The organism is Micromonospora sp. C95, assembly GCF_018070465.1.
Lineage (GTDB): Bacteria > Actinomycetota > Actinomycetes > Mycobacteriales > Micromonosporaceae > Micromonospora.
This window is the reverse complement of the sequence record NZ_JAGPXT010000005.1, coordinates 69,655-84,366: the sequence shown is the minus strand read 5'-3', so window position 1 is coordinate 84,366 and position 14,712 is coordinate 69,655. Positions and strand designations below refer to the sequence as shown.

At 73.3% G+C, this 14,712-nt stretch carries 13 protein-coding genes; 4 read left to right on the top strand and 9 right to left on the bottom strand.

The window, feature by feature from the left end:
• Nucleotides 1-3 precede the first annotated feature (3 nt).
• Entirely contained in the window at nucleotides 4-1,119 is a 1,116-nt protein-coding gene (locus KBX00_RS08205) for a glycosyltransferase (protein WP_210824921.1), read from the bottom strand.
• On the bottom strand, nucleotides 1,106-2,209 hold the full coding sequence (locus KBX00_RS08200) for a glycosyltransferase family 2 protein (RefSeq protein WP_210824919.1): 1,104 nt from the start codon (nucleotides 2,207-2,209) through the stop codon (nucleotides 1,106-1,108). Before KBX00_RS08200 ends, KBX00_RS08205 begins: the two co-directional genes overlap by 14 nt.
• A gap of 206 nt (nucleotides 2,210-2,415) precedes the next feature.
• On the opposite strand from KBX00_RS08200, the gene KBX00_RS08195 reads away from it, so the two are divergent.
• Nucleotides 2,416-3,183 (top strand): enoyl-CoA hydratase/isomerase family protein, encoded by a 768-nt coding sequence (locus tag KBX00_RS08195; RefSeq protein WP_210824917.1) that lies wholly within the window; start codon nucleotides 2,416-2,418, stop codon nucleotides 3,181-3,183.
• Nucleotides 3,184-3,416: 233 nt separating this feature from the next.
• On the opposite strand, the gene KBX00_RS08190 is transcribed toward KBX00_RS08195, so the two are convergent.
• A complete protein-coding gene (locus KBX00_RS08190) occupies nucleotides 3,417-4,943 on the bottom strand; it encodes an FAD-dependent oxidoreductase (RefSeq protein WP_210824915.1) in 1,527 nt (508 codons plus the stop codon).
• Nucleotides 4,944-4,973: 30 nt separating this feature from the next.
• On the bottom strand, nucleotides 4,974-5,456 hold the full coding sequence (locus KBX00_RS08185) for an MSMEG_6728 family protein (protein ID WP_210824913.1): 483 nt from the start codon (nucleotides 5,454-5,456) through the stop codon (nucleotides 4,974-4,976).
• Between the two features lie 91 nt (nucleotides 5,457-5,547).
• Between KBX00_RS08185 and KBX00_RS08180 the strand changes: the two genes are divergently transcribed.
• Nucleotides 5,548-7,338 carry an NAD-binding protein gene (locus KBX00_RS08180; RefSeq protein WP_210824911.1) on the top strand — a complete coding sequence of 597 codons (1,791 nt, stop codon included), beginning with the start codon at nucleotides 5,548-5,550 and terminating at the stop codon, nucleotides 7,336-7,338.
• 5 nt (nucleotides 7,339-7,343) lie between these two features.
• On the opposite strand, the gene KBX00_RS08175 is transcribed toward KBX00_RS08180, so the two are convergent.
• Together KBX00_RS08175 and KBX00_RS08170 are read right to left on the bottom strand one after the other, a co-directional pair.
• On the bottom strand, nucleotides 7,344-8,576 hold the full coding sequence (locus tag KBX00_RS08175; protein ID WP_210824909.1) for an APC family permease: 1,233 nt from the start codon (nucleotides 8,574-8,576) through the stop codon (nucleotides 7,344-7,346).
• 9 nt (nucleotides 8,577-8,585) lie between these two features.
• Nucleotides 8,586-9,347: a phosphatase PAP2 family protein gene (locus tag KBX00_RS08170; RefSeq protein WP_307868264.1), complete on the bottom strand. Its 762-nt coding sequence runs from the start codon at nucleotides 9,345-9,347 to the stop codon at nucleotides 8,586-8,588.
• Nucleotides 9,348-9,450: 103 nt separating this feature from the next.
• Between KBX00_RS08170 and KBX00_RS08165 the strand changes: the two genes are divergently transcribed.
• On the top strand, nucleotides 9,451-10,659 hold the full coding sequence (locus KBX00_RS08165; protein WP_210824905.1) for a DUF4032 domain-containing protein: 1,209 nt from the start codon (nucleotides 9,451-9,453) through the stop codon (nucleotides 10,657-10,659).
• Between the two features lie 16 nt (nucleotides 10,660-10,675).
• Here the strand turns inward: KBX00_RS08165 and nagA are convergent, their stop codons facing one another.
• Genes nagA through KBX00_RS08150 form a run of 3 tightly spaced genes read right to left on the bottom strand, consistent with a single transcriptional unit; the run spans nucleotide 10,676 to nucleotide 13,727 of the window.
• Nucleotides 10,676-11,785, bottom strand: coding sequence for an N-acetylglucosamine-6-phosphate deacetylase (gene nagA / locus KBX00_RS08160; RefSeq protein WP_210824903.1), 1,110 nt, complete (start codon nucleotides 11,783-11,785; stop codon nucleotides 10,676-10,678).
• Nucleotides 11,782-12,801, bottom strand: coding sequence for an ROK family protein (locus KBX00_RS08155; protein ID WP_210824901.1), 1,020 nt, complete (start codon nucleotides 12,799-12,801; stop codon nucleotides 11,782-11,784). Before KBX00_RS08155 ends, nagA begins: the two co-directional genes overlap by 4 nt.
• Nucleotides 12,798-13,727, bottom strand: a complete 930-nt coding sequence (locus tag KBX00_RS08150; protein ID WP_210824899.1) for an SIS domain-containing protein — start codon at nucleotides 13,725-13,727, stop codon at nucleotides 12,798-12,800. Before KBX00_RS08150 ends, KBX00_RS08155 begins: the two co-directional genes overlap by 4 nt.
• Before the next feature lie 195 nt (nucleotides 13,728-13,922).
• On the opposite strand from KBX00_RS08150, the gene KBX00_RS08145 reads away from it, so the two are divergent.
• A complete protein-coding gene (locus KBX00_RS08145) occupies nucleotides 13,923-14,708 on the top strand; it encodes a DeoR/GlpR family DNA-binding transcription regulator (protein WP_210824897.1) in 786 nt (261 codons plus the stop codon).
• The last annotated feature ends 4 nt before the right edge of the window (nucleotides 14,709-14,712 follow it).

Genomic DNA, 14,712 nt, shown 5'->3' with positions numbered 1-14,712 from the left:
GGGTCAGGGCGGGGGGAGGAGAGAGTCGTAGAGGGATTCGAGGCGGCGGGTCTGCTGGTGCAGGTCGAAGTCGGTTTCGGCGCGTTGGCGGGCGGCCTTGCCGAGCTGGTCGCGCAGCGGAGCGTCGGTGAGCAGGCGGCGGAGGTTGGTGGCAAGGGCCGGCCGGTCGCCTTCCGCGCAGAGCAGGCCGTTGGACTCGTGGGTGACCGCCTCCGGGATACCACTGTGGTAGGTCGCGACGACCGGCACGCCGAGGCTGAACGCCTCCAGGATGGTGGTGGGCAGCCCCTCGGTGTCGCCGTCCGACGCGGTGCGCGACGGCGCCGCGAGCAGCCGGGAGTCGGCGATGTGCCGCATCACCTCGGGTGGCGGCAGCGCGCCGGGAAACGTGGCGTCCACGCCCAACTGTGCGGCGCGCACGCGTACCCGCTCGTGCAGCGGCCCGGCGCCGACCAGCAGCGCGCGGGGGCGCAGTTCGGAGAGCATGCCCAGCGCCTCGACGAGATCCTCGACCCCCTTCTTCTCGACGAACCGGCCGACGAACACGACGTCCCACCGCTTCGGCCCGGCCGCCGGCTCCGGCGGCACCGGCACTCCGGTGTGGTGGACGCGGATCTTCTCCGGGTCCGCGCCCAGGGCCACCGCCCGGTCCCGGATCGCACCGGAGACGGCCAGGACCAGCGCGGCCCGACCGAACACGGTCCGCAGGTTCCGCCGGTGCCGGGCGCCACGCGGGCCGGGTGCCGCCGCCTGCCGGGTGACGTCGAGACCGTGCAGGGTGACGACAAGCGGGATGCCCAGCTGTTCGGCGGTACGGCTGACCAACCAGCCGTCGCCGCCGAAGTGCGCGTGCACCACCCCGGGGCGTAGCCGGGCCAGCAGCCGACGCAGCCGGGGTGAGCCGCCGGTCAGCCGTAACCGCAGCCACTCGCGGCGGCCACGCGGCGTGTCCGGGCACAGCACCACGTCGTCGTTCCGGGACAGCGGTGAGTCCACCCGGACGGCACCCAGGTAGACCGGACGCCAGGTGGGCAGCGCGTCGGCCTGGTTGCGGACGAACGTCTCCGAGCCGGGTAGCAGGCAGCTGCGCCAGATCACGGCGACCCTATCGCCGGACATCGGCCTCGATCCCCGCCGTCCCGGCGGTGCCGGTCGTCCCGGTCGACGTCGCCGAGCCGGCGATCCCCGCCGCGTCGGTCGCCGTGTCACCTGGCGCTCGACGGCCGGTCTCGGCACCGGGCTCCGGGCTCGCGGGCTGCTCAGGCGAGGCCGGACCACCGCGCCGGCCGAGGATCCGGTCGCGTACCCGGTGCCGCAGCTGCGGCGGAAGCAGCCAGATCTGCAGGAACGTCAGGTAGTCGACCAGACTCGGCCGCCCGTGCCGGCGCGCCTCGGCGAGCAGCAGCCGGAAGACCTTGAAGCTGCGGGTGGGTGCGGCCATCGAGCTGATGATGCTCATCGTGATCGCAGCGTACGCCCGTGGAGTGATAAGTGGCCGGATCCCGCGCAGCCACTCCAGCTGGGCCTCCCACGGCGAGCTGAGGCTGATCCGTGGCCGGTCCTCATCCTGGTGCCAGAGCACCAGCGGCTCGGCGGCGATGAGCAGGTCGACGTCCGGGTGGCTGATCGCGCGTACGGTCCAGTCCAGTTCCTGCTGCCGGCGCAGACCGACGGTGAACGGCACCCGGCGCAGCAGCTCGGTCGGCGCCATGATGGTCGACGTCTGGATGAACCCGTCGCCGTGGAACAGTCCGCGTCGCAGGGTCAGGTACTCGCAGATCGGCTCGCCCGGCTCCGGCAGCCGTCGAGGCATCACGAACTGGGCCCGGGGCGTTTTGTTGATCAGCCGGCTGGCGATGATCGGGCTGCCGACCGTGGCGGCGCGGGCCAGCTCCAGCTGCGCGGCGAGCTTGGTGGGCAGCCACTCGTCGTCGTCGTCGAGCAGGGCGGTCCAGGGGGCACGCGCCTCGCGTACGCCGGTGTTGCGGGCGTTGGGTGCGCCGCCCTTGCCGGGCAGCTCGACCACCCGCAGCCGGGGGTCGCCGATCTCGGCGAGGGCCTTGCCGGTGTCCTCGTCCGGACCGTCGACCACGACGATCACCTCGATGTCGGTGACGGTCTGCGCGAGCGCGCTGCGCACCGCGCGGCTCACCAACGCCGGGCGGGCGAAGGTGGGGACGACCACGCTGACCTCGGGTGTGGATGGCATGACCACCTGCTCACTCGTGCTGGATACGACGTGCGCGCACGGTGACGTTAGGGGGCGTGGGCGGCCCCGAGGTGAATGCCGGGCTGCGCTCAGACGTACAGCGGTGGTCGTCGACCGGACCGGCCCACCCGGCCCGGCGCGGGTCGGACGTCGCTAAGGTCGCCGCAGGTGACGTACGGCGTGGTGCGGCGAGGGGACGGTGGGTGGTGGCGGACGCGGACCTGGAGGTCGAGGTCGCGGGTGCGGTGGCCACGGTGGTGATCCGCAATCCGGGCCGGCGTAACGCGATGACCCCGGCCATGTGGCGGCGGTTGCCGCTGCTGCTCGACGGACTGGAGACCGACCCGGCGGTACGCGTCGTGGTGCTCACCGGCGCCGACGGCACCTTCTGCGCCGGTGCCGATCTGGGCGACCTGGACGAGCTGCTGTCCGCCGGTGACGGCAGCATCGCGGTCGCGGCCGAGGAACGGCTGGCCACCTTCGCCAAGCCGACGGTGGCCGCCGTCCAGGGGGCCTGCGTCGGTGGCGGCTGCCAGTTGGCGGTCGCCTGTGACCTGCGGATAGCCGCGGCCGATGCACGTTTCGGCGTACCGCCGGCCCGGCTGGGGCTGGTCTACCCGGCGCCCACCACCAACCGGCTGACCCGGCTGGTCGGCCCGGCGGCGGCGAAGTACCTGCTGTTCACCGGCGAGTTGGTGGCGGCCGACCGGGCGCTGCGGATCGGGCTGGTCGACGAGGTGCTGCCCGGTGCCGACCTGGCCGCCCGGGTCGACAGCCTCACCGCCGTCATCGCCGAGCGTTCGCAACTCAGCGTCGCCGCCGCCAAGGAGATCGTCGACGGACGGGCGGACGAGGACCGGATGACCTGGTGGCACGGGCAGGTGCGGACCAGTGGCGAGGCCCGGGAGGGCGTGGCGGCCTTCCGCGAGCGCCGTGCACCGCAATTCGGTTGGACACCGCCCGTCGCACCCTGAGCCGTCGACCGGAGTCAGCCCCGGATCGGCCAGCGACACTCGGGCCAGCGGGGAGAGACCGGCGGGCGCGGCGGCAATGTGCAACGCCGCCCCCTGTGCCCGCCGGCCGGCCTGGAACTGGCGGTATCCCCCCGCAACGGCGGTTGACCTAGCGCGATCACGGTAGGTGCGGCCGAGGTGAGGCGGCAACGCATTTCGATGACCGGGGCGGCGGTGAGCGCCGTCCCGGGAGGTCAGCGTCGGGCGAGCAGACCACGCGGCCGGATCGAGTGGATCGGCTCGGCGGCGCCGCCCTCGGCGCGCAGGATGTGGTTCGCCGCGAGGATGCCGGTGGCCGCCGCCCGTTCCATCAGGGCGCTGGGAAAGTCGGTGCTGATGCCGTCGCCGGCCAGATAGAGACCGGCGGCGTCGGTGCGGACACCCGGACGCCAGGCGTGGCTACCCGGCGTGAAGGCGGGTGCCTTGGCCTCGACCCGGGCCCGTAGTTCCCGTACCCGCAGCCGTGCCGTCTCCGGCCAGAGCACGGCCAGTTCGGCACGCATCCGTTCGGCCAGCTCGGTGGCGGGCACGTCCGGTTCGCAGGCGTACGCGTGCAACTCGATCACCGAGCCCCCGGTCCGCTCGGCCCAGTCGCGGGACTCGCGCTCCAGCCGGTGGTAGAGCGTCACCGAGTCCAGCGTGGCCTGTCGGGACACCCCGCTGAAGATCGCCCGTCCGGGGTCGACGTCCCCGTCGCACCAGTACCGGGCGACCGCGTACGGTGGGCCGGGCCGACCGTACGCGGGCATCGCCGCCACGAGTGCCGGGGCCTGCTCGACAAGCGACGGTGAGCCCGTGACCAGGGCGGCGAGTGCGGGCGGGTCGACGGCGAGCACCACGTGTCCGACCCGGTACGTGCCGTGCGTGCTGTCCACCCGCCAGCCGTCGGGCTCGCGGTGCAGACCGGTGACCGGCTCACCGGTGTGGATCCGGCCGCCGTGTCGTTCGACGTGCCGGGTCAACGGCTTCCAGATCGACGTGGCGTAGTCCTCGTCGGGGCAGTCGAAGGCCAGCCCTTCCGGGTTGCCGAGCAGGTAGAAGTGGAACTGCGCGATCATCTCGGCGGCCGACATCTCCGCCTCGTGATTGAAGAACGAGTGGGAGAAGACCTCGAACAGCATCGCCCGGGCCCGGTCGGGCAGCCGCAACGAGTCGAGCAGCTCGTCGGCCGTGGTGTGGTCGAACCCGGCGTAGGTCCGTGCCGGGTCGTACGTCAGCAGGGGCAGGGCCGCGTCCCGATCCATCCCGCGCAGGTCCCGCAGGCGCAGGCTGGGGCTGCGGGCGAGCAGCGTGAGCAGGTTCGCCGGTGGCGCGGGTGGCAGCCGCCCGAACTCCTCGGTCGGCCACTCGGCGCTGAGCACCGGATAGCCGGGGACGGCCCGCAGGAAACGCAGGCTCGGGTCGATGCGGCGCAGGATGTTGCGCCAGTTGTAGTACTGCCGGAAGAAGGCGTGGAAGCCGTGTTCGTTGACCTGGCCGGTCCCGTCGGCGAGGGTTTCCGGCCAGGCACCGAGCCGGCCGCCCAGGGTGGGTGCGGCCTCCAGCACGGTCACCTCGATGCCGCGTTCGGCGAGCACCACCGCCGCGGACATCCCGGCGATGCCGCCGCCGACGACCACCGCGGTGACCGGATGCGGCACCCGGGGGACGCCACCTCCGCCGGGGTCGACCCGGTGCCGGCGTACCCCGATGAACCGCCCGATCAGCTGCGACAGTGCCATGGGACCTCCCCGGCCAGTGTGCTCCGCCGGTCAGGGCAGGCAGCGGCGGGGGCGGTCGGAGGCCGGCCAGACGTAGTCCAGGTCGTCGGGAACGTCGTCGCCGAAGAGGGGACGGTAGTGCGCCGGATCCTTGCGCAGCAGCGACGATCGGTGGCTCAGGTGCACCTCGGTCCGGCCGAGCCACGGCGGCAGTTCGCCGGCGACGGCGAGTTCCTGCTGGGTGCGGACCTGATCGACGCCGCAGGCCGCGGCCAGGTCGACGGTCAACGTGGTGGCGCAGGTGTCGGCCCGGCCCGCCGCGCACCAGACCGCGCAGATGTCCAGCCCGTACCGGGTCAGCGCCTCCTCGTACCCGGCCCACATCTTCACCGCCGGGTGGTTGCGCCAGCCGTACGTCGGCCAGGTCAGCCCGCGTAGCACCTGGATCGCCTCCACCCGCTGCTTGCCGAGCCGTCGTTGGTCCAGCGCCCGGGCGCTGGCCAGAAAGTCCGGGTACGGCAGGAAGGTCTGCATGCCGCTGCCCTACCCGTCGCCGGGCCGGACATGCCGTGTCGCGGCTGCCACGATCATGACGGGCTGCGCGGGCTGCGACCGGCTGACTACCATGCGGGTCATGGCGGAGCCGCTGCTCGATCGGGCCCTGCGGGCCAGCCGCCGGTTGCGGGTCAACGGGGAGTCCCGGGCGCACTACGTGATCTGCGGGCAGGATCCGCTGGCCTACTGGGTGGTGCGGACGATGCTGGCCGGCGAGACACAGGCCGGCCGGGTACGGATCACCCTGATCGTGCCGGAGCGACGGCGTTCACCCGGGCCGGACGGCCGGGACCTGCCGGGCATCGAGGTGATCCGGGCGGACCGGCTGGACGAGGCCACCTTCCGCCGGGCGGGGCTGGTCGACGCCGCGGGCCTGGCCCTGCTGCACCAGGACGACGTGGGCAACATGCACGCCGCGCTCTGCGCACAGGAGGTGGAGCCCCGGCTGCGCCTGGTGGTGCGGATGTTCAACACCGGCCTGGCCAACGGTGTCCGGCAGATCTTCCCCGACTCGGCGGTGCTCTCGGACGCCTCGATGGCCGCGCCGGCCTTCGTGGCCGCCGCGCTCGGCGAGGTCGCGCCGACGCACTTCCGGCACGGCGGACGCACCCTCTACGTGGCCCGCCGCGACGACGTACGCCCCAGCGAGATCGTCTGCGGGGTGGCCGACACCGGCGACGCCCAGCAGGATCTGGTGCTGCCGGCCGACGACCGGGACGCCGACGTGGTGCTCGCCGAGGCGGTAGGCCGGCCGGCCGGCACCGAGCTGGCCGCGCGGCGGCTGGTCCGGGCGCGGCGGCGGCGTCGGCCGGTGGCGGTGCTGCTCCGCGCGGTCCGCAGCTTCGCCACCCGGAAGATCGGGATCGCGGTGCTCCTGCTGCTCGCGATGGTGGCCGCGCTCGGCGGGCTGTACGCGAACGCGGCGCACGTCGGCTGGGGCGACGCGCTCTACCTGACGCTCGTCACCACCCTCACCGGGCAGGATCCGGACACCGCCAAGTCGGCCGCCGAGCAGGTCATGCAGGTGGTGCTCAACCTCGCCGGGCTGGCGCTGATCCCGCTGATCACGGCGGTGGTGGTCGACGGGGTGGTAAACGCCCGGCTGGCCCTGCACACCGGGCGGATCCTGCCCGAGCGCTCCGGGCACGTCGTGGTGGTCGGGCTCGGCAACATCGGCACCCGGGTGATGGCCCAGCTCAACGACTTCGGCGTCGAGGTGGTGGCGATCGACAAGAGCGCGGACGCGCGCGGTGCCGGGCTGGCCCGACGGCTCGGCGTACCGCTCGTGGTGGGCGACGCGGCGCAGGAGGAGACGCTGCGGGCCGCCTCGGTGGCGACCTGCCAGGCGTTGGTGGTGGTCTCCACCGACGACGGGGCCAACCTCCGCGCCGCGCTCAACGCGCGCGCCCTCGACGACCAGCTCCGGGTGGTGCTGCGGCTCTTCGACGGCGACTTCGCCGAGCGGGTGCAGCGGGCGTTCGGCATCGGCACCTCGCGCAGCGTCTCCTACCTGGCGGCGCCGTCGTTCGCCGCCGCCCTGCTGGACCGGGCGGTGATCGCCACCATCCCGGTGGGCCGGCACGCGCTGCTGGTCACGGAGGTTCCGGTGGCGGCCGGCTCGGACCTCGACGGTCGTCCGCTCGCCACCGTCGGCCGGGCCGGCAGCGTCCGCCTGCTCGCCCACGCCCGGGCCGGGCAGCGCCTCGACTGGTCGCCGGACCCACGAATGGTGATCGTGGCGGGCGACCGGCTGACCGTGGTGGCCCGCCGGGCCGGCCTGAACGCCCTGCTGCGCGAGGTCGCACCACCGGAGCCGACACCGCCCTCCGGCGCGCCGGTGCCACGCGAAGCGACGGAGTGACCCGGTCAGCGGCGGGCTGACCGGAGGGCGTACCAGGCGGCGCCGAGGGCGAGCACGCCGAAGCCGGCGAGCACGCTGGCCAGCGGCAGGTTGACCGCGAGCAGCACGCAGCCGACCAGCCCCGCCACGGCGAGTGTCTGCACCGGCAGCTTCCGCTCCGGTTCCCGGCCCAGGGTCAAGGCGGCAGCGTTGGTGATGGCGTAGTAGACCAGCACGGTGCAGGCGGAGAAGCCGATCGCCCCGCGCACGTCGCCGAGCACCACGACCAGGATCACCACGGCGGCCACCGCCAGCTCGGCCCGGTGCGGCACCCGGTGTCGGGGGTGCACCGCGGCCAGCCCGGCGGGCAGGTCCCGGTGGCGGGCCATCGCCAGCGTGGTGCGGCCCACCCCGGCCAGCAGGGAGAGCAGCACCCCGGTCACCGCGATCGTCGCGCCGGCCCGGACCACCCACTCCAGGCCGGGCAGCCCGGCCGCGCCCACCACGTCGGCCAGGGGCGCGGCGGAGGCGGCCAGCCGGTCCGCGCCGAGCACGCCGACGGCGACCACCCCCAGGACCAGGTAGATCACCAGCACCAGGCCGAGCGCCAGCGGCACCGCTCGGGGAATGGTGCGCTGCGGATCGCGTACCTCCTCACCAAGAGTGGCGATCCGGGCGTATCCGGCGAAGGCGAAGAAGAGCAGCCCGGCGGCGGTGAGCACGCCCCGGGCGGTGCCGCCGGGCTGGTCGATCCGGTCGAACGAGACGCTCGTCGCGCCGGCCGCCGCGACGAGCGCGAGCACGGCGAGCACCAGGAGCACCAGGATCCGGGTGGCGGTGGCGGTCTTGCCGATGCCGCGCAGGTTCACCGCCGTGACCGCGACCACCGCCAGCACCGCGACGAGCCGGGCCTGCCCCGGCCAGAGGTACGCGCCGATGGTCAGCGCCATCGCCGCACAACTGGCCGTCTTGCCGATCACGAAACCCCAGCCCGCGAGGAACCCGGCGAACGGGTTCAGCCGCTCCCGACCGTAGACGTAGGTGCCGCCGGACTCGGGGTAACGAGCGGCCAGCCGGGCGGAACTTGTCGCGTTGCAGAACGCGATGAACCCGGCCAGGGCAAGGGCGACGAGCAGGCCGGTGCCGCCGGCCGCCGCGGCGGCGGGTGCGAAGACCACGAAGATGCCCGCGCCGAGCATCGACCCGAGCCCGATGACGACGGCGTCCGGTACGCCCAGCCGGCGTGCGAGTCGGTCCACGGCGGCAGCCTAGTGGCGCCGGATGAACGGCCGGTCCCACTGCCGAAGGCGACCTGGTAGCGGCAGGTCGTCCCAGGGCACCCGGTGCAGCAGCCGATCCAGCAGCAACCCCAGCAGCAGGGCGGCCAGCCCGTCGGTGAGCCAGTGGAAGTTGAGGTAGGTGGTGGTGATCAGCAGGATCCCCGGCGGCGCGTACCGCACCAGCCGGTACGGGCCGGCCGGCAGCCGACCGACGGTCAGCGACATCAGCAGCAGGGCGATCACGCCGTACCAGACGATCGCGTTGGCCACGTGCCCCGACGGGTACGACATCGAGTAGGCGCCGACCGGCAGGTGGTTGAAGACCTGTACGGCCTCCTCGGGAGCCAGGAACGGTTCCTTGACCGAGGCGGTGGGTGCCGCCCGGTCGGTCCAGAGCTTGAGCGGACCGATGGTCACCATGGTGACCAGGAGGGCACCCGCGACCAGCAGGAACGGCCGGATCGTCCGGCGACGCCAGGCCACCGCGACCGCCAGCGCCCCGGAGAGCGGCAGCAGCAGACCGCCGCCCTGACCGAGCAGGTTGAACGCCCGGGCGGTCCAGTACAGCGGGGCCGGGTCGTGGGTGAAGGCCCACTCGCTGACGGCGAGGTCGAGATCGAGCAGGTGACCGGCGGCGAGCGTGGCGGTCAGCGCCACGAACCCGGCCAGCAGCAGCGCGTCGAACCACCAGCCGGCCGGGCGTACCGGTGCCGGGCGGATGCTCCGCCGTACCGATGTCGTCTCCCGCACCCCGATCACGCTACCGGCCGGCGGGTGGCGTTCGGTGGCCGGCGACTGTGGGCCGAGCCACGTAGGGAGGCGTTCCGGCGGCGGAAACGTCAAACTTGACGCCGTGCGGATCACCTCGGCTCTCGTCGACCCGGCGTTGCTCGACCTTCCCTGGTCGACCCCGCTGGAGCAGTGGCCGGCCGAGCACCTGGTCGCGCTGCCGCAGGGCATTTCCCGGCACGTGGTGCGGTTCGTGCAGTTGGGTGGGCACGTCTACGCGGTCAAGGAGACCGGCGAGCGGGTGGCCGAGCGGGAGTACGACCTGCTGCGTGCCCTGGAACGGATCGACTTTCCGTCGGTGAAGGCGGTGGCGATCGTCGCCGACCGGGAGTCCGACGCGGGCGAGCCGCTGGACCCGGTACTGATCACCCGTCATCTCCAGTTCTCCCTGCCGTACCGGGCGCTGTTCTCCCACACGCTGCGGCCACCGACGATGGGGCGGCTGCTCGACGCGCTCGCCGCGCTGCTGGTCCGGATGCATCTGACCGGCTTCTTCTGGGGCGACTGCTCGCTGTCGAACACGCTGTTCCGGCGGGACGCGGGTGCCTTCGCCGCGTACCTGGTCGACGCCGAGACCGGTGCGCTGCGCAGCGTGCTCTCCAACGGTCAGCGTGGCGAGGACCTGGAGATCGCCCGGGTCAACATCTTCGGCGAGGCGCTCGACCTTCAGGCGGCCGGCCTGCTGCACGACTCGATCGACCCGGAGGTGGTCTGCGAGGAGGTGGTGCAGCGCTACGAGCGGCTCTGGCACGAGATCACCTACGAGCAGCAGGTCGAGCGCGCGGCCCGGCACGACATCGAGGGGCGCATCCGCCGGCTCAACGAGCTGGGTTTCGACGTGGCGGAGGTGGCCATGTCGAGCATCGACAACGGCCGGTACTTGATCCGGCCGAAGGTCGTCGACGCCGGGTACCACCACCGTCGGCTGCTCCGCCTCACCGGGCTGGACGCCGAGGAGAACCAGGCGCGCAAGCTGCTCAACGACCTCGACGCGTACCGGGCGGAGAGCGACCTGACCGACGAGCAGCAGGCCGCGCACCGCTGGCTGACCGAGGTGTTCGAGCCGGTGGTCCGGGCGGTGCCGGCACACCTGCGGCGCAAGCTGGAGCCGCAGGAGCTGTTCGCCCAGATCATCGAGCACAAGTGGCTGCTCTCCGAGCAGGCCGGCCGGGACGTGGGGATGCGTCACGCGGTGCACTCGTTCCTGTCGGACGTGCTGGTGCACCGCCCCGACGAACAGGCCGTTCTCGGCGTGGAGATCTCCGCGGAATGACCCGGCGGCTGCCGGGTCATTCCACCCAGGCGCCGGCCCGCATCACCCGGACGATCTGCAGGTCGTCGTCGAGCACCACCAGGTCGGCGCGGAGCCCGGCCTGGAGGGTGCCCACCTGGTCGCCGAGGCCGAGGGCGAGGGCCGGCGTGGTGGACGCCATGCGTACCGCGTCGGGAACCGGGGCCCCGGCGGCGACCGCGCGGCGCAGCGCCGTGTCCATGGTCAGCGTGCTTCCGGCGATCGCCCCGTCGCGGGCGAGCCGGGCCACCCCGTCGCTCACGGTCACCGCCTGGCCGCCCAGCTCGTACTCGCCGTCCGGCATTCCGGCGGCGGCCATCGCGTCGGTGACCAGCGCGCACCGCTCCGGTCCGGCATTCGAGGTGGCGAAGGTGAGCGTGCCCTCGTGCAGGTGCACCCCGTCGGCGATCAGCTCGCAGATCACGTTCGGCGCGGTCAGCAGCGCCACCACGGGGCCGGGCTCGCGGTGGTGCACCGGGCGCATCCCGTTGAACAGGTGGGTGCCGACGGTCGCGCCCGCCGCCACGGCAGCGCGGGTCTGCTCGTACGTGCCGTCGGTGTGCCCGACGGCGGCGACCACCCCATGCCGGGTGAGCAGTTCCACGGCCTCCAGCGCGCCCGCCCGCTCGGGGGCGAGGGTGACCATCCGGACCGCGCCGTCACCGATCTTGATGAGCTCGGTCAGCTCGTCGGTGGCGGGATCCCGCAGGAATTCCGGGTTCTGCGCGCCGCACCGGGCGGCGGAGAGGTACGGCCCCTCGAAGTGGATGCCGGCCAGCACGCCCTCGCGGACCAGCGGCGCGAAGGCGGCGGTGGCCGAGCGCATCAGCTCGAACGGGGAGCTGACGAGGCTGGCCACCAGACTGGTGGTGCCGTGTCCCAGGTGGAACGCGGCTGCGGCCCGGGCCTGATCGGCGTCGCCGGTGGTGAAGGTGTGCCCGCCACCGCCATGGCTGTGGATGTCCACGAAGCCGGGGACGATCCAGTGCCCGTCGCGCACCGACGGGTACTCCGCGACCGCGCTGATCCGGTCGCCCCTGACCTCGACACAACCCTGCGAGATGACCCCGCCGGGGGTCACCACCTTGCCGTTCACCCGTGTGGTCATGGCGTCTCCAACTGGTCGAGGGCGAGCAGGGCGGCACCGAGGCAGCCCGCCTCGTCGCCGAGGACGGCCGGGACCAGGCGCGGCTCCCGGTGAAAGGTCAGCCGGTTCCGCAGTGCGGCGCGCAGCGGGTCGAACAGCCCGGCGCCGGCCTGGGCGAGGCCGCCGCCCAGGACGATGGTCGCCACGTCGAACAGGGCCTGGGCGGTGGCGAGGCCGTCGGCCAGTGCCTCGACCGCCTCCCGCCAGACGCGGGTGGCCACTTCCTCACCGGCCGCCGCCCGGGCGGCCACCTCGGCGGTGGTCACCATGGTCTGTTCCCGGCCCGGTCCGGCGGCGGACCCGTCGTCCGACGCGCCAGCGGTGCTTCGGGTCGTGGCCGTGCTGGTGCTGGTGTCGGCAACCGTGCCGGTCGCGGTGAGCTCGGCGTAACGGCGGGCGACGGCCGAGGCGGAGGCGACGGCCTCCAGGCAGCCCGAGCGTCCGCAGCCGCAGATCGGCCCGACAGGACGAACCAGAATGTGGCCGAGTTCCCCGGCTGCGCCGTGTGCACCGGTGGCGGCGGAGCCGGCCACCACGTGCGCGGCGGCGATGCCGGTACCGATCGCGACGAAGAGCACGTGTCCGGCGTCCCGGCCGGCCCCCAACCGCGCCTCGGCGAGACCGCCGGCGCGCACGTCGTGGCCGAGCGCCGTGGGTAGGCGGAGCCGCGCGGACGCCAGGTCGCGCAGGGGCACCTCCCGGAAACCGACGTTCGCCGACCAGACCGCGACGCCGCGCGCCTCGTCGACGACGCCCGGCACCACGATGCCGAGTGCGGTCGGCGTGAGCCCGTCCGCCTGCGCCTTGCCGACGAGTCCCTCGGCCACCGTCAGGATCGTCTCGACCACGGCGTCGGGACCGCGGCCGGCGTCGGTGGGGTGCCGTTCGGCGTGCCGCACGACACCGTCCGCGCCGACCAGCGCGCACTTCATCCCGGTGCCACCCACGTCGAGCGCGACGGCAACCTCTTCGATCACGTGAGTACCACGGAACGGCTCAGGTGCCGGGGCGCGTCGGGGTCGAGGCCGCGGCTGGTGGCCAGCGCGACGGCGAAGCGCTGGGCCAGGATCAGGTCGGCCATCGGATCGACCGGAGTACGCCCGGCGGCCCACCTGCCGAGGACCGTTCGGTAACCGTGGGTGCGGCTGTCTGCGAACGAGGCACCGGTGGCGGCGACGTCCTCCGGCAGCCCGTCGGGCAACTCGCCGAAGGCCCAGACCAGCCGACCGGGGGCGGCCACCGAGATGTGACCGTGCCGGTAGTCCATCGCGGGGTACGCCTCGGCCCAGAAGGTGGCCGCCTCGCGGCATTTCAGCGCGGCCTCCTGGGCCAGTCCGATGGTCCAACCGCGACCGAGGAAGGTGACCTGTTCGATCAGGCTCGGATCGATCGGCAGCGGGGCCCGGATGGCGACCTCCGCGTCGGCGGCGAGGGCCGTCATGTTGTCGCCGAGGTGGGCGCGCAGCAGCGCCAGCGCGGTGGTGGCGAAGCGGGTCTGCACCACGGAGCGCTCGTCGGCGAACGGCATGGTGACGGCGGCGTCGGCGGTCTCCACCACCGGTGAGCCGGGGTCGCCGACCAGCACCGTGGTCGGGATCCGGCCGCGCAGCGCGGCGATCAGCTCCAGCACCTCGGTGGTGGTGCCGGAGCGGGTGATCGCCAACAGCCGGTCGTAGTGGCGGCCGGCGGGGAACTCGCTGGCCTGGAAGGCATCGGTCTCGCCCTGGCCGGCGGCCTCCCGGCGGGCCGCGTACGCCATGGCCATGAACCAGGACGTGCCGCAGCCGACGACGGCGACCCGCTCACCGGGGCGCGGGAGGCGGTCGAGCATCGCCGGGGCCAGTTCGCTCGCCTGGCGCCAGCAGTCCGGCTGGCTCGCGATCTCCGCGTGGACGTACGCCATCAGAACTCCTCGCAGGCCGGAGCCTTGCGCATTACGGCTCGCTAATCCCGTCTTTCGCGCGTCATTCTGCGTGAAACCCATCGGAAATGGCAACCGGAGACGCGATCGCGCAGAGCTGGTTTTTGCGTCTTCGTAGTTTCGAGCACTAGTGTGCACGCAACCAAGCACCGATCGTGCAGACACGGGAGGCCCGGGGTGGACCGCTACGCGAGATGGAACGCCCTGCTCGAAATGCTCACCGACTCGGGCCGGGTCACCGTGGAGGAGGCCGCCGAGCGGCTGGACGTCTCCCAGGCGACCATCCGCCGGGACTTCGACCAACTCGCGCAACAGCAGATGATCACGCGCACCCGGGGCGGGGCGGTCGCCAACGGCGTCTCGTACGACCTGCCGCTGCGCTACAAGACGGCCAAGCACTCGGCGGAGAAGCAGCGCATCGGCGCGGCGGCCGCGGCGCTGGTCTCCCCGGGCACGGTGGTCGGCCTCAACGGCGGCACCACGAGTACCGAGGTGGCCCGGGCGCTTGCGGTACGTCCGGATCTCAACACGAACGCCGACGGTGCCCAGCTGACCGTGGTCACCAACGCGCTGAACATCGCCAACGAGTTGCTCGTCCGGTCCCGGATGAAGGTCGTGGTGGCCGGCGGCGTGGTGCGGCCGAAGTCCTTCGAGCTGGTCGGCCCGCTCGGCGGGGCGCTGCTGCGCGAGGTCACGTTGGACGTGGCGCTGCTCGGGGTGGACGCCATCGATCCGCTCCTCGGTGCCGCCGCCCATCACGAGGGTGAGGCGGCGATGAACAACCTCATGGTGGCGCGGGCCAAGCGGGTGGTCATCATCGCGGACTCGTCCAAGCTCGGCGGTCACGCCTTCGCCCGGATCTGCCCGGTCGACCGGGTCGAGACGCTGGTCACCGACTCCGGAGCCGCGCCCGAGGTGGTCGACGCCTTCCGCGCGGCCGGGGTGCACGTCATCTGCGCCTGAGGTT

Bases quoted from the DNA above. Each gene is read 5' to 3' on its own strand.
- KBX00_RS08185 (WP_210824913.1), bottom strand. From the start codon at position 5,456: ATGCAGACCTTCCTGCCGTACCCGGACTTTCTGGCCAGCGCCCGGGCG.
- KBX00_RS08205 (WP_210824921.1), bottom strand. From the start codon at position 1,119: ATGTCCGGCGATAGGGTCGCCGTGATCTGGCGCAGCTGCCTGCTACCC.
- KBX00_RS08150 (WP_210824899.1), bottom strand. From the start codon at position 13,727: ATGGCGTACGTCCACGCGGAGATCGCGAGCCAGCCGGACTGCTGGCGC.
- KBX00_RS08190 (WP_210824915.1), bottom strand. From the start codon at position 4,943: ATGGCACTGTCGCAGCTGATCGGGCGGTTCATCGGGGTACGCCGGCAC.
- KBX00_RS08180 (WP_210824911.1), top strand. From the start codon at position 5,548: ATGCGGGTCATGGCGGAGCCGCTGCTCGATCGGGCCCTGCGGGCCAGC.
- nagA (WP_210824903.1), bottom strand. From the start codon at position 11,785: ATGACCACACGGGTGAACGGCAAGGTGGTGACCCCCGGCGGGGTCATC.
- KBX00_RS08200 (WP_210824919.1), bottom strand. From the start codon at position 2,209: ATGCCATCCACACCCGAGGTCAGCGTGGTCGTCCCCACCTTCGCCCGC.